We start from the raw sequence: 16,957 nt of genomic DNA, 5'->3' as shown, positions 1-16,957 counted from the left end.
TCCCAGCAAACGTGCGCAGCGGTTTTGCTTCCGGAAAAAAGACGAACCAAAACTGGCTGCTGATGGCGACAACCCAGTCGTCAAACCTGGCGCGCAAGGGACGATGGCTGGTTCGCCAGCCGCAGGAGCCGGTAGTCCACCGTCGGCACCCGTCCTTCCACATCCACTACTTCCTCGATCGGGCCGATATTGATGGCAGCCGAGGTCCGATAGCGCTTCGGCGCAATGCCGGTTACGCGCTTGAACGCATTGCTGAAGGCGCTTTCCGATGTATAGCCGAGTGAAAGAGCGAGCGAGGAGACGGGCATCGAGCCCTCGCGCAGCGCCCGTTCTGCAAGGCGCATGCGCCAGGCGGTGAGATAGGTGAGCGGAGCGACGCCCGCGACCGTCTTGAAGCGCAGCGCGAAGCTGGTGCGCGACATGCCGGCCGATTTCGCGAGCTCTCCAAGCTGCCAGTCATGGGCCGGGTCCGAATGCATCAGTCGCAGCGCCGGCGCGATTTTCTCGTCGCCGAAGGCGCGCAGCCAACCGACCGTCAGCGGCTCCGATGTCATGATATGGGCGCGCAGCACCTGTACGAAGATGAGCTGCGAAAGCTGGGTGGAGGCAAGCATTGCGCCCGGTCTGCCCGCCGCCATTTCCCGCACCAGCTGATCCAGCAGCCAGCGCAGCACGCCGGCCTCAGCAAGGGTCGCCCGCACATGGATGACCGGCGGCAGCACGTCGAGCAGCAATGCCGTGCCGGTCGGTCCAAGCGCGATATGCCCGCCGATATAGAGGAAATCCTCGCCCATGCCATGCCGCGCCATGCCATTGACCTTCTTCTCCTTGAAGGTTGTGACGGCATCGGCCGGCGTCACCGCAAGATCGGTTGCCAGCACGAAGGAATGCTTGCCATTGAGCAGCACGACGTCGCCGGCTTCGAGCAGGATCGGCTCGCTGCCATTGTCGAGCACCAGCCAGCAGCGGCCTTTGGCCACCGCGCTGATCTTGATGCGGTTCGGCTGCGGAAAGGCAAGCGCCCAGGCGCCGCCGGCAATCAGCCCGCCGGCCATCAGGCAGCGGGCATCGAGTAGGCTGAGCATTTCGGAGAGGGGATCACTGGTCATCTTTGTACGATGGCGCAAGAAATCGGGATTTACAAGCATTCAGAATCCCGCCCGCCAGACATAGATGTTCTCCGACTAGAAAGGAGACATCCTATGTCCACTCCCCAAGCTCCTGTAGGCTCCACCTTCGGCGCCGCTTCCACGGCGGAAGAGGTGATTGCCGGCCATGATCTCACCGGCAAGGTGGCGATCGTCACCGGCGGTTATGCCGGCCTCGGCCTCGAAACTGCCCGCGTACTGGCCGCCGCCGGCGCCAAGGTCATCGTTCCCGCCCGCAATATCGAGAAGGCGAGGGCCGCAGCTGAAGTCGTTCCCGGTCTGAAGCTCGACTACATGGATCTGATGGATCCTGACACGATCGATGACTTCGCCGACCGCTTCCTGGAGAATGGCGAACCGCTGCATTACCTCATCAACAATGCCGCCGTCATGGCCAACCCGCTGACGCGCGACAGCCGCGGTTACGAATCGCAGTTCTCCACCAATCACCTCGGCCACTTCCAGCTCGCCGCCCGCCTCTGGCCGGCGCTGGTGAAGGCGGAAGGCGCCCGCGTCGTTGCCGTCTCCTCTCGCGGCCATATCCGCGCCGGCATCGATTTCGACGATCCGATGTTCGAGAAACGCGAATACCAGCCCTATGTCGCCTACGGCCAGTCGAAGACGGCGAATGCACTTTTTGCCGTCTCGCTGGATGCTTTGGGCGCAAGAGAGGGCGTGCGCGCCTTCTCGCTGCATCCGGGCGGCATCGTCACGACCGATCTCATCCGCCATCAGTCGCGCGAATATCTTCTGGCGAGCGGTTATATGGATGCCGATGGTAATCCGGTCATCGACCCCGAGAACAACAAGAAGACCATCGCCCAGGGTGCGGCAACCACCATCTGGTGCGCCGTCAGCGATGAGCTGGAAGGCATGGGCGGCGTCTATTGTGAGAACTGCGATATCGCCAAGGCCGTGCCTGGTGACTCCGAGGAGTTGCTCGGGGTGCGGCCCTGGGCGACCGATCCGGAGCTCGCCGAGCGTTTGTGGCAGATGAGCGAAAGATTGACGGGACTGACGCAGAGCTGAAGACGGAGCCCGCACTTGACGCCATCCTCGGCCTTGTGCCGAGGATCTGCTGCCAGCAGATGCTGGGGACAGACCCAGAATAACGGAAAAGCATAGGCCCTAAGACCTAAGTCTAAGCCCGATATTCTTAGACAATTGTTAACCATGTTGCTTGAAGGTTCTCTAATGTAGCTTGGGGGAGCTCGATCATGCAGGCGTTGAAGGCAGTGGAGGAGCATGCCGCAAGTCCGGCCCATGGACCGGATGGACCGGATCGCGACGCTCTGCGCCATATCCTCTCGCGCCTTGCGGAAGAGGCCTCCACGCTCGGTGTCGACCTCGTCGATATAGCCGGCGCCATCCAGGACATGGCGGCGATGTCCGCCCGCCATGCCGCCGCCTTCGACGACGTCACCCGCACAGCCCTTTCGATCGCCGAGACCAACCGTTCCGTCGCCGTTTCGCTGCGTGAGACGGACAGTACCGCCACACAAGCGCGCCGCATGCTGAAGGAATCGGCCGACTGTCTGTCCGGTTCGGTCGAGGAAATCCGCCATATGGTTCAGTCATCGGAAGAGATCAGCACGGAAATCTCCGGCTTCTCCCGCTCACTGAGCGACGTCGACAAGGTGGCGGCCGAAATCAGCACCATCGCCCGCCAGACCAATCTTCTGGCGCTCAATGCAGCGATCGAGGCCGCCCGCGCCGGCGAGGCGGGCAAGGGCTTTGCCGTCGTCGCCTCTGAGATCCGCGCTTTGTCGCTGCAGACTTCCAAGGCGACGGGCTCCATTCAGGAAACGCTGGAGCAGCTTGGCGTCAAGATCGATCGTCTCTCGACTGTCGGCGGCGGCGCGCGCAAGAGTGCTGCTGGCGTCAGCGAAAAGTCCGAGGCAATGCGCGGCGCCTTCGAAAGCATGGAGCATGTCATCACCCGCATCCTCGATTCATCCGCCGTCATGGCCAATACGACCGAGGCCGTGGACCGCGATTGCGCCGGCTTCGTTGCCAAGCTCGGCGAAATGTCCGCCGAGGTGCTGGATTCCAACGGCCGCCTGCAGCAGGCGGCAAAACGCGTCGACAGCGTCGTCGGTCTATCGGAAACGCTGATCCAGCTGACCGCGAGCGCCGGCGTGGAAACCGCCGACCGCCACTGGATCGAACAGGCACAATCCGTCGCTGGCCGGATATCGTATGCTCTGGAGTGTGCCGTTGCCGAAGGCGCAATCGGCATGGAGGGCCTGTTCAACCGCCAGTACCAGCCGATATCAGGCACCGATCCGGTGCAGATGATGGCCCCCTTCACCGATCTCACCGACCGTCTGCTGCCGTCGATTCAGGAGCCGGTGGCCGGCTCCGACCAGCGCATCGCCTTCTGCGCCGCCATCGATGAAAATGGCTACCTGCCGACCCATAACCGCAAGTTCTCTGAGCTGCAGCGGCCAGGCGATATCGTCTGGAATACTGCGAACTGCCGCAATCGCCGCATCTTCAACGATCGCGTCGGCCTTGCCGCCGGCAGGAGCACTGCGCCCTTCCTCGTCCAGACCTACCGGCGGGACATGGGCGGCGGCAATTTCGTCATGATGAAGGATATTTCCGCCCCGATCACCGTCCGCGGCCGGCATTGGGGCGGGCTGCGGCTGGCGGTCAAGGTATAGCGTTGCCGCCACCTGCCGCACGGTCTATACCGCGCCCATGAGACTCCGCGCCGATATCTACGTTTCCGCTCTCGTCCGCAGGGTTTTCTCAGCGGGCGATTTTGCTGCCGTGGAGAAGAAGGGTGCGGAGGAAGCCGGTGCCATCTTCATCCGCCAGCGCTTCCGAGACGGCCTCGAAACCCTTTATGCGCCTGCCCCGCAAAGCTTCTTCGACGAGGAGAGCAGCGGTGATCGCCTGTTCGAAGTCAGGCTGGAGCGCGCCGAGCCGGACAAGGTGCGGGAGATGCTGGACCGCGAGCGCAAGTTCGACCCCGATCTCTGGATTGTCGAGCTGGAGACAGACAAGGTCTCGGAACTCATCTCGATGGCCGGCTGACGGCCTGCCTTGAATTTACGCCAATTCCCGCCTAGTTTACCGCCATCCGCAATACCAACAGGACGGTGCAAAATGGATTCCAACCTGATCGCAATGCCAATTCGCCTTGCCATCGGGGATTTCCATGCCTGCATCCATTACACTTTCCAATCTTTCGTGGTCCACGCCTGATGGCCGGCCGCTTTTCTCCAATATCGATCTGAGCTTCAATGCTGAGCGCACCGGCCTCGTCGGTCGCAACGGTGTCGGCAAGACCACGCTTCTGAAGCTGGTCGCCGACGAGTTGCAGCCGCAGACCGGCTCTGTCGCCGTATCCGGCACCATAGGCATACTGCGCCAGAGTGTGCAGGTCGGGCCGGATGAAACGGTCGCCGATCTCTTCGGTGCGGCGCAGGCGCTTGCCATTCTCCACCGCGCCGAAAGTGGCGAAGCGAGCGCTGACGAGCTTGCCGTTGCCGACTGGACGCTCGAAGCCCGCATGGAAGCCGCACTGGAACGTGCCGGCCTCGCCGCCGGGCCGCAGACGCTGCTGACAGCGCTCTCCGGCGGCCAGCGCACCCGTGCAGCATTCGCCGCCCTGATCTTCGAAGATCCGGATTTCCTCATCCTCGACGAGCCGACCAACAATCTGGACCGGGATGGGCGCGGAGCGGTGATCTCGCTTCTCGGCGGCTGGCGCCACGGTGCTTTGGTCGTCAGCCATGACCGCGAACTGCTGGAGACGATGGACGCCATTGTCGAGCTGACGACTTTGGGCGCCACCCGCTACGGCGGAAACTGGAGCGATTACCGCGCCCGCAAGGCGCTGGAACTCGCCGCCGCCGAGCACGATCTGGCGGACGCCAGGAAACGTGTGGCGGAGGTCGCCCGCAGCGCGCAGGAAACGGCTGAACGCAAGGCCCGCAAGGACAGCGCCGGCAAGAAGAAAGCGGCCAAGGGCGACATGCCGCGTATCGTTGCCGGCGGCCTGAAGCGGCAGGCGGAGAATACCAGCGGCGAGAATGCCCGCCTCGCCGAACGGCGTCACACACAGGCGCTCGAGGACGCCGAGGAGGCGCGCAAGCGCATCGAGATATTGCAGCCGCTCTCCGTCAAGCTGCCCTCGACCTGCCTGCCGCCAAGCAGATCGGTGCTGAAGGTCGACGCCGTCACGGCCGGTTACGAGACGGACGAACCCATCATCCGCAAGCTGTCTTTCGATATCACCGGCCCCGAACGTATCGCCGTTACCGGCCCGAACGGCTCGGGCAAGACGACGTTGCTTGCGCTGATTTCAGGCGATCTGCAGCCGTGGGAAGGAACGGTCCGTGTGCTGACCTCCGTCTCGATGCTCGACCAGCGCGTCAGCCTGCTCGACCCCGCGACCTCGATCCGCGACAATTTCCGGCGGCTGAACCCGCAATCGGATGAGAATGCCTGCCGCGCAGCACTCGCCCGCTTCATGTTCCGGGCGGACGCGGCGCTGCAGATCGTCTCGACTTTGTCTGGCGGTCAGCTTCTGCGCGCTGGCCTTGCCTGCGTCCTCGGCGGCGCGACGCCGCCGGCGCTGCTGATCCTCGATGAACCGACCAACCATCTCGACATCGATTCCATCGCCGCCGTCGAAGCGGGTCTCCGGGCTTATGACGGTGCGCTGCTGATCGTCAGCCATGACGAGGTGTTCCTGGAGATGGTCGGTATCACGCGCCGGCTGGAATTGCCTGCTAGATAGTTACGCGAAGGAGATGCCGAGCAGCTTTTCGCTGAGCGACCAGAGCCGCTCGGCAGCTCTGAGTCGGTCAGCGAAAAGCGCGAAGAGCGCCTTCAGGAATGCCTTCAAGCGCATAATATCGTGTCGCGCCGCAGCGCGGCCGACGCGATTGTTTGACAGTTAGCGCGCCCGGTTGACGCTTTTGAGATCGCGCACCGGCGCCTGCCGGATGAAGCGATAGGCCGGCGCGGCCTGTGGCTGTGCTGCGGGTGCCGGCTGGGCTGCAGCCGGGCTTTGCGGATTGTAGGTGTAGCTGTCGGCGCGGCGCCATGCTTCGACACGGGCATGGCATTCTTCCGGGTCCAACGCATCGAGAACAAGGAAGGCGCGGCTGACATTGTGCTGCACTTCTGCAAGATGCGGATAGAGCTTTTCCAGCACGAAGACGGAATCGAGAAAGCCCATGCCGAGGCTCGTCAGCGTCGTGGCGAGCTGCTGGCCGGAGAGGTCGAGCATGATGCGCTCGGCAAGCCAGCGGCTGGCAGACAGCGCATCGGCAAGTGCGGTGGCGAAATGCGTGGCTTCCCGCGAGCGGGCAAAGCGCACCAGCAGCGCCTCCTGAATGTCGGACAGCGAGCGAAGGCCGAGCCGGTCCTCATCATTGCGGCCGAGATGGCCGGCAAGGCCGCGGATGCGCTCGCGCAGCGCCTCTTCATTGGCAATGCGTTGTGCTTCCTCGTGGTCCAATTCGGGTGCAGCAGGCATCGGCGAAAGCGGCATGGCCGGCTGCTCGGCCGGTGCGGCGGAGGATGGGCGCGGCTCGGCCTGGCGCAGCGCTACCAGCGCATCGATGACCTTCGGCGACAGGGAATCCCGGCTGACGATCGCCTTCACATGCGCAGCACCATGGGTGCGGGCAATGGTGATCAACGTATCGTCGCTGATTGCCTTGGAGGCAGCGAGGAAAGGAGCGGCGACTTCGATCGGCTGGTTGCCGATGAACAGTGCAACTGCAGCCGGCATGTTCTCGCATTGGGAAAGAGCTGCTACGGCCTGGCGCCTTGCCTCTTCGGAGGAGGCCTGGAAAAGCGGCATGAAAAGTTCGGCAAACTGGCGCAGTTCGGAGCGTGTCGGATGTGACAGGTTCTCGAAACTGCTGACAGTCGCCATTAACACCACGTCCTTCTTCCTGATGGCCATGGGGCCCTCTAGGTCTCGAAACCGGTCACGCACAAGAACACCCCGAAAACGCAGAACAAGCGGGAGACCGTGGGCCGACAAGCGCTGGCGGGACGCATGTCAGACATACGGTTATGAACAAATCCTACACCGGCACGGTTAATGGATGCTGAAGATTCTATTAAAATGCAACAGAAATATACACGTTTCGCGTGTCGTGGATTGATGAGCCGGCAAAATAAAATCAAACGCCCCGGAAGCGGGGCGATTTCCAGTTTTTAAAAATGTGGATAAATAGCCGGCAAATAATCTAGAGGCCCTTGTGGCCTCTGAGTGCCGACAGCAGTTTATCGTGATCGTCATGGCCCGACTGGTAAAGGTCGAGCGCGGTCGAAGTGGCAAACTGCGCTTCGACGCTTCTGATGTCGATCTGCTTTTCCGCGCACCACGCATCCAGCGCGCTACGCAATATATCCAGATCTTCTGATGTGAATGGGGCGCTATATAAAAGGGGCATGGGTTGCTCTCCGTATGGCAGCAAGAGCACGTATAATCTCCCAGGCGGCCAACGCCTTAAACTTTTGGCCGATGGGGTGAGAATACACCCATCTACCCTTGCAGCAATTAATATTTTTGTGACGCATATTTGCAACACCCGCAGCGCATCTGCCTCTTCAACGGGGAAGAGCTGTTAACTATGTGAATTGTTTCCAATTTTATCCGGCGGCTTCCGGCCTGTCTTTTCTTTTCCGCGACTGAAACCAAACAACCATTCTGCGCGTTATCTCAGTGCCGAGCAGACTGCCCAAAGCAGTGGCTGAATATTAGTAATCTGTTAACGGTCGTGTGTCTCAATTCGGACAGGAACGACGCGATTTGGGAATATGGATCGTGGAAGCTCCGCAACATCACGGTATTTCGGTCAGGTGCCGTGAGAAAGGCGCGAATGCCCTCGGTCCGGTTCATCCGGCGCTTGAGGACGCGCTGGCCCGCAGCATGGCGGGCAGGGTGAAATCCATCGCAAGTTCATCCGTCTCGGGCAGTGCATGGAGACGAGAATGGCAATTGTAGTCGCATTGGCGGACCGGCTGCGTGAGGAGCCGCGCCACACGGGTAAAGAGCCCCGCGAAGCAAAAATCCTCTGGTTCACCGGCGTCCGTTATGAACGGATCGTCGAAACCCCGAAGAAAAATCCGGCGCATTCTGCGCCGCGCGTCAACAACAAGTAACTCACGAAAACAACCCTAGCGGGCTTCGAGTTCATCGCAGGCCGCTTCCGTCAGGAAAGCTCGCGCGGCTTCGTCGAAGCTTGCCTGCGGCGCCAGCGTGCGCAGCACTGCATATCCCTCAGGATGTGCCATCTCCACCATGATCGTCTGCTGCAGTTCCTGCGGCAGGTTCTTGCGGAGGTCCGTCAATTGGATCGGGCTTGCCGCAACAACGTCGAGCGCGCCGCCAACGGAGGTGCGGTCGTTCATGCTGAAGACCTCGTTCGAGGCGCTGTCATAGATCGCGATCGACCAGAAGGGCACATTGCCCTTGGCGGTGAAATGCACCGGAACCTCGCTCACATCGAAGGAGCAGACGGCGGTGCGCACGAAGGGATCGCCATTGGCGAGCCCTGCCTCGTCATAGCGGCCGGTAAGCAGATAGAAACTGTTCGGATCGCCCTCCGCCTCCACGCGCGTCGCCGCATCGCGGCCGGTGAAGTGCGGCAGAGCGAGAATGATGACGAGGTGCAGAAGTGCTGCGCCGAAAAGCCCGGTGAGGAGGGCGAAGAACACCCTAAGCATTGCCACATCCGATCTTGGTCAGCTTCGGCATCGAAAGGTCGATCACGCCAGAGCTGCCGGCAGTCGGCGTATCGAACAGGGTCAGCACCAGCCGGAATGTGCCGGCCTGCGGCAGCGCCAGCCAGTTGCCGGGCTTAGCGCGTGCGGCAATGTCGATGGTGAAGCTGCTATCGGGCTGTCGCAGCACCGTCCATGAATTCAGCGCTGCCGGCAGGGTCGCCTGCAACGAGGCGGGATTGCCGGCATTGTCGGCGGTAAACAGCGTCCACAGCCGCGCCGGCGGCGTCTGGCCGATGATGCGGTAGTGGCAGGCGGCATTGAGCCGCTCGCCGCTATCGTCGACGCTTGCTGTAAAGGTCAGGCCTTCGGCACTGCCATAGAGCAGCTTACCTGCGCGCGCACGATGCGACTTTGCGTAGGGGTCCGCGTCGACGGTCTGGAGTTCCGGAAAGGCCTCCCAGGCCCCGAGCTTGATCGCCCCGAATCCCTGCGTTGCATCCAGCGCATAAAGCGAAATCATGATGCCGCCGCCGAAGGCGACGATCAGCGTGATCAGGATGAAAAGGGGAAACCGAAACACCTTGCGCCCTTGAAGATCAAATCAGTTGAAAGGGTTACCACTGATTCTGGCAGGGTGGAATGCCATGAGGCGATGTGTCCCCCAGTCTTGGCAAACCAGATATGTCGGTTTGACTAAAACAGCGGAAGCATCACTCCGCGCTCGCGACCTTCTGTACTTCGAGCGGTGCAGCATCCTTCAGCTTCTCGCCGATGCCCTTGAGAATGTTTGTCGATTGCACTGAGAGCATGCGCGGGCGAATGAGGGTCGGTGCGCCGTCCTTCGGCTTGCTGGCCTGGGCCTTGGCGACATCCTTTTCGGACGGCAGCGGGTTTTCGATGCCGGGGATGGGGCGCAGCGCGACACCCTGATGGGCATAGTCCATGGCGCGCTTGAAGGTCATGGCGGGCAGCGAGCCGCCGGTCATGTTGTTGGTCGACGTGTAGTCGTCGTTCCCGAACCAGACGGCGCAGGTGTAGTTGCCGGTAAAGCCCACGAACCAGGCATCGCGATAGGCCTGCGTCGTGCCCGTCTTGCCAGCGGTGACGACGCCGTTGTCCAGCGCCGCCTTGCGCGCCGTACCCACATAGGGCACCCGCGACAGCATCTGGTTCATGTAGCTGTCCGCCTGTTCGGAAAGCACCCGTTGGGCGGGCGGTTCGTCACGATCGAAATCGTAGAGGACATCGCCGTCATAATCGAGAACCTGCGTGATGCCATGGCGGCGGGACTGGTAGCCGCCGGTCGGGAACACCGCATAGGCCGTTGCCTGATCAAGCACCGTCACCTCGGACGTGCCGATCGGGATCGTCACGTCGTCGCGGATCGGCGTTTCGACGCCCATGGCTTTGGCCATGGCACGGATCGGCTGGATGCCGAGCTTTTCCTTGGCCAGGCGCACCGGAATGGTATTGATCGACTGGGCGACCGCGGTTTCCAGCGTGATGCGGCCCGCATAATGGTTTGCGTAATTGTGCGGGCTCCAGTTGCCCCAGGAGATGGGCGCGTCGATGATCGTCGTCTTCGGCGTCATCCCGCTCTCCATGGCCACCGAATAGGTATAGACCTTGAAGGAGGAGCCCGGCTGGCGCAGCGCCTTAGTGGCGCGGTTGAACTGGCTCTCGCCATAATCGCGTCCGCCGACCATGGCGCGCACGGCCCCGCCATTCTCGATCATCACCATCGCGCCCTGCTTGGCGTGATAGGCTTCGCCATATTCGCGCAGCGATGTCTCGATGGAATCGTCCGCCGCCTGCTGGATGCCCATGTCGATCGTGGTGCGCACGATCAGCGAGCGCTGGTGGAAGCGCGGCGAAAGGCGCTGCACCTCGTCGAAAGCCCAGTCGAGGAAGAAGTCCGGCGATTCCACCTCGTTGCGGTCGACGACGGTGGCGGGATTGCGCCGCGCGGCGATCACCTGCCCCTCGGTCATCAGTCCGCTCTGAACCAGATTGGTCAGCACCTCGTTGGCGCGGCCGCGCGCTGCCGGCAGGTTGACGTGCGGAGCATATTTTGCCGGTGCCTTGAAGAGGCCGGCGAGCATCGCGGATTCGGCAAGGTTCACGTCGGTGATGCTCTTGCCGAAATAGAATTGCGCTGCAGCCGCCGCACCAAATGTGCCGCCGCCCATATAGGCGCGGTCCAGATACGTGGCGAGGATCTCTTTCTTGGAAAGGTTGGCTTCCAGCCAGAATGCCAGGAAAGCCTCGGTAATCTTGCGGTCGATCGAGCGCTCGTTGGAGAGGAAAAGGTTCTTGGCGAGCTGCTGCGTCAGTGTCGAGCCACCCTGCACGACTTCGCCGGCCTGGGCATTGGTGACCATGGCGCGGAAGAGGCCGATGACGTCAATACCGAAATGATCGAAGAAGCGGCGGTCTTCGGTCGCGATGACGGACTTGATCAGCGAATCCGGCAATTCGTCGATCGGCACGGAATTCTGATGGATCACGCCGCGATGGCCGATGACGTTGCCATAGCGGTCGAGGAAGGTGATCGCGAAATCGCCGCGGTTGCGCCAGTCTTCCTTGGTGGCCTCGAAAGCCGGCTGCGCGAGCGCCAGCATCAGCACGAAGCCGACGGCCCCGAGTGTCAGCCCTTCGCCGGCGAGTTCGAACACCGCACGTTTCCAGCCGCGAACGCGGAAGCGGCGGAAGAAAATGGTGGTGTCTTCCCAGATTTCGGCAGCGCGGAAGCCGGCATTCCAAACGGTCGAGTCGATCCATGAATCGATACGCAGCAACAGGTGTCGGTTTTTCGACTGCTGCTTCTGAGGCTTCTTGCCTTGCCCGTTTTCGGGCTCGTCTGGCCCATTATCTGGGTTGTCCGGATCCTGCACGTCCTATATTCCCGCCTGAGCACGCTCGGCGGCCGTGAAACCCGGACGCAGGAGCGGGGCCTGAAAGGGGCCGCAACTCTCCGGATAGCCGGAGCATGTTGAATGATTGGTTGATTTTGCGCACAAGAACAAGAGAGTTGAACGGTCGTCACGCGAATTTGCGGGCGGCTGTTGCAAGAAACGAACGATGAACGATCTGCCCTTCTGGAAGCGCAAGACGCTTGCCGAAATGAATGCCGAGGAGTGGGAAAGCCTCTGCGACGGCTGCGGCCTCTGTTGCCTCAACAAGATCGAGGAATGGGATAGCGGCGACGTCTATTTCACCTCGGTCCGCTGCAAGCTGCTCGACAGCGAGAGCTGTCAATGTTCCAGCTATCCGAACCGTTGGGATTTCGTGCCTGATTGCGTTCAGCTCACCAAGGAGAACGTCTCCGAGATCGCATGGCTGCCGCCGACCTGCGGCTATCGCCTCGTCAATGAGGGCCGTGATCTCTACTGGTGGCACCCGCTGGTATCAGGGGATCCGGAAACCGTCCACGCTGCCGGCATCTCGGCCCGCGGCCGCACCATCAGCGAAAACGACGTCGATGTCGATGATTTCGAGGACTATGTCGTCGACTGGCCGCTGACGGTTGGAGAGGACGCCGAAAAAACCCGGGAAGCCGAGGAAAAGGCCGGCTGACCGCTACGACCATGTGCTATGGGGAATCTGGAACAGATGCCGGATGCGCGTCGTCAGCGTCGTCGGATGGCTGCCTTCAGCCGATACGCCGGCGCTGAAGTGATGTTTCTCGGATTCGATCCGGCGCGACAGCAGCAGTCCCAGCTCTTCGGCAAGCGCCGGCCGCTCCTGCATGATCGCGGCGAGATGGTCCTTGGCGATTTCATAGACGATGACGGATGTGAGCGCGCGGATATTGGCCGGCTCGAGTGCACCCATCAGCACGCCGCGTTCTCCGAACAGATCGCCGGGCGCAATTCTGGCGAGTTCGATGATCTCGTTGCCCTCGATCCGTTCCACGACGGCAACGCCGCGCCGCACGACTATCAGGGAGGTCAGCGAGGTATCCTGCGTCGCGATCAGCGCATCCTTGCGGAAGTTCAGCCGTTTCATGTCGGCCGCGAGCGACTCCTTTTCGTCTTCCGTCAGTGTTGAGAAGAGCGGGATGGCGTTCAGCAGCCGCCAGGCCGAATTCGGGTGCTTTCCGGCCGCTTCCAGCGGATCGGCAACCGGGGGAAGCGTCGATCCGGCAGGTGGCGCAAGCTGCAGGCCTGACGCCTTGGTGTGACGATAGACGAGATCGTAGACTTCGTTCCGTGCAGCGGTCGCTTCGCCCAGTCCGGAGACACGGAAAGAGAGCTCAAACTCGATGGCATTGCTGTCGAGCCCCGTGACGCTGACAACAGGGGTAGGGGATTTCAGGATGGCGTTGCTGCTCAAAAGTACCGTGCGCATCGTCTCTTCGATGGTCGCCGGTGGGATCGAGGGAACAACCCGGATCTTCAGCGAGACGCCATGGGCTTCTTCAGGGCTCGTCAGGTTCGTCAGCCGCGCCTTGGCGAGCGCGCTGTTGGGAACGATGACGAGGTCGTTGGTGCCGTTCAGAAGATGGGTTGAACGCCAGTTCGTCTCCACCACGCGGCCCTGCACGCCATCGTCGAGGACGATCCAGTCGCCGACGCTATAGTGCCGGCCGAGATTGAGTGCGATGCCCGAGAATACGTCATTCAGTGTGCTCTGCAGCGCAAGACCGAGCACGATGGCGAAGACACCCGATGTAGCAATCAGCGTGCCGATCGGCGCGCCGAAGACATAAGCCACGACCGAAAGCCCGGCGCCGAGATAGATGATGCCGACGACGAGGTCCTGCAGCAGCCGTGCCTCGCGCGGCTTGCGCTCGAAGATCAGGAAGAGCCGCACCGAACTCGCCAGCACCATCGCGCCGCCGATCCACCAGACGGCCTTGGCGACCCCGACGAAGATGCGCCGGAAGAGATCGTCGGCCTTGCCCATATCGGACGTATAGGGGGCAATCTCGTGCTTCACGAGCAGCAAGGTCAGCAGCGCGAAGAAGATGAAGTTGGCGATCAGCCGGAAGGCAGGTTCCCGTCCGAAAATGAACCGCGCCGCGGCACTGGCCAGAACGAGAACAATAAACTGATACAGCGGATCTTCCAGCATCTGCCATGACATGCAGTACATCCTGATTGGGCGTTGGACCCTATATCACGGAAGAAGAAGTCCTGTCCTCTGACACGAATGGATAGGGTGTCGTGACCGTTGATAATACCGGCCGGGATTTTGCCCGACCGGCCATTTGGGCTATTTCGCCGCGTAAGCTTCCAGCGCCTGGACGAGCTTCTGCCCCGCTTCGGCGCGGACCGTGTTCGGATAGTTCCGGTTCGCCAGCACCGTCAGGCCGATATGCACCTTCGGCACCAGCACGACATAGGCGCCGAAACCGTTCGTCGACCCGGTCTTGTTCATCAGCACTGCGCTTTGCGGCGCAAGCGGCTTCGCCCGCTGTTTGACCGGCTGGCTTTCCAGGCTCATCTTGGCCGAGTTGCCGTCGAGGAGCTTCTTGAGCGCCACGGGCCAGGCATATTGTTCCCAGACCATGTCCTGCGTGTAATAGGCCGTATCGAAATAGCCCATATGCGTCTTCTCGATCGCGGCCTTGAATTCGGGTGCCAGAGCACTCGGCTTCAAATTGAGTTCCAGCAGATGCACCATGTCGCGGGCCGTGGTCTTGATGCCATAGGCCTCGTCGTCAAGGACGCCGGGTCCGACGCGGACCGGCTTATTGGCCTTGGAATAACCGAAAGCGTAGCGATCCATGACATCAAGCGGAACCGCGATGAAGGTGCTCTTGAGACCGAGGGCGGGAAACAGCTTGCCTTCGGCCGCCTGCCTGTAAGTGCCGCCAAAACGCTCACCGGAGATCCGCCCGAGAAGGCCGATGCTGACATTGGAATAGGAGCGCATGGTGCGTGCCTTATAGGCCGGCTTCCAGCTTTTCAGATAGGTCATCAGCCCGGCATCGTCATTCACGCTATCCGGCACCTGCAGCGGCAGGCCGCCTGACGTATGGGTGGCGAGATTGACGAGGGTGATCTTGTCGAAGGCGCCGCCCTTGAGCTCCGGCAGGTAGGTCGAAACCGGCTGGTCCATCGACAACAGGCCGCGCTGTTCGGCAAGTGCGGCAAGCGTGACATTAAAAATTTTGCTGACGGAGCCGAGCTCGAAGATCGTGTCGCTGGTGACGGGTGCTTTCGTCTCGCGCGAGGCTTCACCATAGGTGTAATAGAATTCCGAGCCGTTGATCGTCACGCCGACGGCCAGTCCCGGGATGTCGTATTCCCTAATCACCGGCTGAAAAACGCGATCGACTATTTCCTGGAACGCTTTATCCGTCATGTCTGCTGCATGGAGCGGGCTCGCCGACAAGGCGAGAGCGATGAGGCAGTGTCTCATATTCACTAGCGGTTCCTCTCTGTGCATCCGGCAATATGGCCGACACACGGTCGATAGCGTGGCCCTTTGTCCCTCCACAAACGATAAGAACTCGCAGGAGACCCTAGTTTATTTTGGGCTCGAGGGCGGCGAGAAAGAGCCGCAGTTCCCGCTCGACGTAGTCGGCCACAGCTCCCTCGGACAAGAAGCCCCACCAGAGCAGCGATCCCTGCCATTGCGAGAGCATCAGCCGGGCAATGGTCTGCGCTTGCCGCTGTCCCCCGAAACGCTCGGCCATCGCTGCCGTCAGGGCAGCACCCCAGGCCGCGCCACGGGCGCGCAGCACCGGATCGCGGAAATCCTCGCGCAGCAGAAGCAGGCCTTCCGCATAGGAGGCGGGATTATCGCCATAGTCCTGGGAGAGGCCGGTCAGCAGCGCGATCGCTCCGTCCGCGGTCTTCGGCAGCGTATCGGCAAGCCGCGCCGTTTCCGCGTCCAGCCGGTCCCAGGCGTAGAGCAGGGCGGCGCGCAGCATGCCGGCTTTGGTGGCGAAGCGCTGCACCAGCGTCGAGCCGGAAAGGCCGCTCGCCTTTGCAACTGCCGCAAAGGTTGCCGCATCCGGCCCCTCGGACTGGATAACGTCGAGAACCATCGAAAGCAGCTGTTCATCGGAAAGCGTGCGCGGACGCGGCATGAAATTTCCTCTTGCGTTCGTCATATTTATGAACGAACGTTCGTTTATATACAAGTGGGTCGACTTGGCCGGTTAGTTGTTTCTAGCGGGGAGGACAGTGAAGTGACAGCGAACTTAAAGGGAAAGGTGGCGCTTGTTGCCGGCGGAACGCGTGGTGCCGGCCGCGGCATTGCGGTGGAACTGGGCGCGGCAGGCGCGACCGTCTATGTGACTGGCCGTACGACCCGCGCGCAGCAATCCGAATATGGCCGGCCTGAGACCATCGAGGAAACCGCTGAACTGGTGAGCGCGGCGGGTGGGCGTGGCATTGCCGTGCAGGTGGATCATCTAGTTCAGGAGCAAGTCGAAGCGCTGGTTGCCCGCATCCGCGCGGAAGAGGGCAGGCTCGATATCCTCGTCAACGATATCTGGGGCGGCGAGCATCTGACGGAGTGGAACAAGCCGGTCTGGGAGCATTCCCTCGACAAGGGCCTGCGCATGTTGCGGCTTGCGATCGACACCCATTTCATCACCGCCCATTACGCGCTGGCACTGATGATCGAGCGGCCGGGCGGATTGCTGGTGGAGATGACCGATGGCACGGCGGAGTACAACGCCACACATTACAGGCTCTGCCCCTACTACGACCTCGTCAAGACGGGCACGAACCGTATGGCCTGGGCGCATGCCAAAGATCTGGCAGCGCATGGTGCCACTGCCGTCTCGCTCTCGCCCGGCTGGATGCGCTCGGAAATGATGCTGGAAATCTATGGGGTTAAGGAAGGAAATTGGCGCGACGGTACAAAAGTCCAGCCACATTTCGTCATATCGGAAACGCCGCGTTTCACCGGCCGGGCGGTCGCCGCACTCGCCGCCGATCCCGGCCGCAACAGATGGAATGGCCAGTCGCTCTCAAGCTTCCAGCTGGCAGACGCCTACGGCTTCACCGATCTCGATGGCACGCGGCCGGATTGCTGGCGTTACCTCGCCGAGGTGCAGGAACCCGGCAAGCCGGCGGATGACACTGGATATCGCTGATCGGACGCTGCCGCCCGAGGGATCGATCCCCATGCGAATCTGCTAG

General features: G+C 61.7%; 16 protein-coding genes. 7 read left to right on the top strand and 9 right to left on the bottom strand.

The window, feature by feature from the left end; genetic code table 11:
* Positions 1-80: 80 nt before the first annotated feature.
* A complete protein-coding gene (locus AC1DM5_RS19720) occupies positions 81-1,148 on the bottom strand; it encodes an AraC family transcriptional regulator (protein WP_477821687.1) in 1,068 nt (355 codons plus the stop codon).
* A gap of 54 nt (positions 1,149-1,202) precedes the next feature.
* Between AC1DM5_RS19720 and AC1DM5_RS19715 the strand changes: the two genes are divergently transcribed.
* The 4 genes from AC1DM5_RS19715 to AC1DM5_RS19700 all read left to right on the top strand — a co-directional run bounded on the left by AC1DM5_RS19715 (position 1,203) and on the right by AC1DM5_RS19700 (position 5,901).
* On the top strand, positions 1,203-2,177 hold the full coding sequence (locus AC1DM5_RS19715; protein ID WP_477821688.1) for an oxidoreductase: 975 nt from the start codon (positions 1,203-1,205) through the stop codon (positions 2,175-2,177).
* A 188-nt stretch (positions 2,178-2,365) separates the two neighbouring features.
* Positions 2,366-3,814, top strand: coding sequence for a methyl-accepting chemotaxis protein (locus tag AC1DM5_RS19710; RefSeq protein WP_477821689.1), 1,449 nt, complete (start codon positions 2,366-2,368; stop codon positions 3,812-3,814).
* A 37-nt stretch (positions 3,815-3,851) separates the two neighbouring features.
* A complete protein-coding gene (locus AC1DM5_RS19705; protein WP_477821690.1) occupies positions 3,852-4,190 on the top strand; it encodes a DUF1491 family protein in 339 nt (112 codons plus the stop codon).
* Positions 4,191-4,314: 124 nt separating this feature from the next.
* Positions 4,315-5,901, top strand: coding sequence for an ABC-F family ATP-binding cassette domain-containing protein (locus tag AC1DM5_RS19700; RefSeq protein ID WP_477821691.1), 1,587 nt, complete (start codon positions 4,315-4,317; stop codon positions 5,899-5,901).
* Positions 5,902-6,060: 159 nt separating this feature from the next.
* Here AC1DM5_RS19700 and AC1DM5_RS19695 read toward each other — a convergent pair whose 3' ends face one another.
* Positions 6,061-7,113 (bottom strand): DUF2336 domain-containing protein, encoded by a 1,053-nt coding sequence (locus AC1DM5_RS19695; protein WP_477821692.1) that lies wholly within the window; start codon positions 7,111-7,113, stop codon positions 6,061-6,063.
* Between the two features lie 256 nt (positions 7,114-7,369).
* Positions 7,370-7,576: a hypothetical protein gene (locus AC1DM5_RS19690; protein ID WP_477821693.1), complete on the bottom strand. Its 207-nt coding sequence runs from the start codon at positions 7,574-7,576 to the stop codon at positions 7,370-7,372.
* Between the two features lie 541 nt (positions 7,577-8,117).
* Here AC1DM5_RS19690 and AC1DM5_RS19685 point away from each other — a divergent pair.
* Positions 8,118-8,288: a hypothetical protein gene (locus AC1DM5_RS19685; RefSeq protein ID WP_477821694.1), complete on the top strand. Its 171-nt coding sequence runs from the start codon at positions 8,118-8,120 to the stop codon at positions 8,286-8,288.
* 15 nt (positions 8,289-8,303) lie between these two features.
* Here the strand turns inward: AC1DM5_RS19685 and AC1DM5_RS19680 are convergent, their stop codons facing one another.
* The 3 genes from AC1DM5_RS19680 to AC1DM5_RS19670 form a co-directional block, all read right to left on the bottom strand.
* On the bottom strand, positions 8,304-8,852 hold the full coding sequence (locus tag AC1DM5_RS19680) for a DUF1254 domain-containing protein (RefSeq protein ID WP_477821695.1): 549 nt from the start codon (positions 8,850-8,852) through the stop codon (positions 8,304-8,306).
* Positions 8,845-9,432, bottom strand: a complete 588-nt coding sequence (locus AC1DM5_RS19675) for a DUF1214 domain-containing protein (protein ID WP_477821696.1) — start codon at positions 9,430-9,432, stop codon at positions 8,845-8,847. Before AC1DM5_RS19675 ends, AC1DM5_RS19680 begins: the two co-directional genes overlap by 8 nt.
* A gap of 130 nt (positions 9,433-9,562) precedes the next feature.
* Complete coding sequence (locus tag AC1DM5_RS19670; protein ID WP_477821697.1) at positions 9,563-11,746, bottom strand: transglycosylase domain-containing protein; 2,184 nt, start codon at positions 11,744-11,746, stop codon at positions 9,563-9,565.
* A gap of 187 nt (positions 11,747-11,933) precedes the next feature.
* Here AC1DM5_RS19670 and AC1DM5_RS19665 point away from each other — a divergent pair, with 187 nt between their 5' ends.
* Positions 11,934-12,428 (top strand): YcgN family cysteine cluster protein, encoded by a 495-nt coding sequence (locus tag AC1DM5_RS19665; RefSeq protein WP_477821698.1) that lies wholly within the window; start codon positions 11,934-11,936, stop codon positions 12,426-12,428.
* A 3-nt stretch (positions 12,429-12,431) separates the two neighbouring features.
* On the opposite strand, the gene AC1DM5_RS19660 is transcribed toward AC1DM5_RS19665, so the two are convergent.
* The 3 genes from AC1DM5_RS19660 to AC1DM5_RS19650 form a co-directional block, all read right to left on the bottom strand.
* Complete coding sequence (locus tag AC1DM5_RS19660; protein WP_477821699.1) at positions 12,432-13,940, bottom strand: mechanosensitive ion channel family protein; 1,509 nt, start codon at positions 13,938-13,940, stop codon at positions 12,432-12,434.
* A 129-nt stretch (positions 13,941-14,069) separates the two neighbouring features.
* Entirely contained in the window at positions 14,070-15,221 is a 1,152-nt protein-coding gene (gene ampC, locus AC1DM5_RS19655; RefSeq protein WP_477821741.1) for a class C beta-lactamase, read from the bottom strand.
* Between the two features lie 103 nt (positions 15,222-15,324).
* A complete protein-coding gene (locus AC1DM5_RS19650; protein WP_477821700.1) occupies positions 15,325-15,894 on the bottom strand; it encodes a TetR family transcriptional regulator in 570 nt (189 codons plus the stop codon).
* Positions 15,895-15,996: 102 nt separating this feature from the next.
* On the opposite strand from AC1DM5_RS19650, the gene AC1DM5_RS19645 reads away from it, so the two are divergent.
* Positions 15,997-16,911 (top strand): SDR family oxidoreductase, encoded by a 915-nt coding sequence (locus tag AC1DM5_RS19645; RefSeq protein ID WP_477821701.1) that lies wholly within the window; start codon positions 15,997-15,999, stop codon positions 16,909-16,911.
* Positions 16,912-16,957: the final 46 nt, after the last annotated feature.

Source organism: Rhizobium sp. 01T437 (assembly GCF_056398505.1).
The sequence above is the reverse complement of the archived record's forward strand: the minus strand, read 5'-3'. Positions and strand labels throughout refer to the sequence as shown.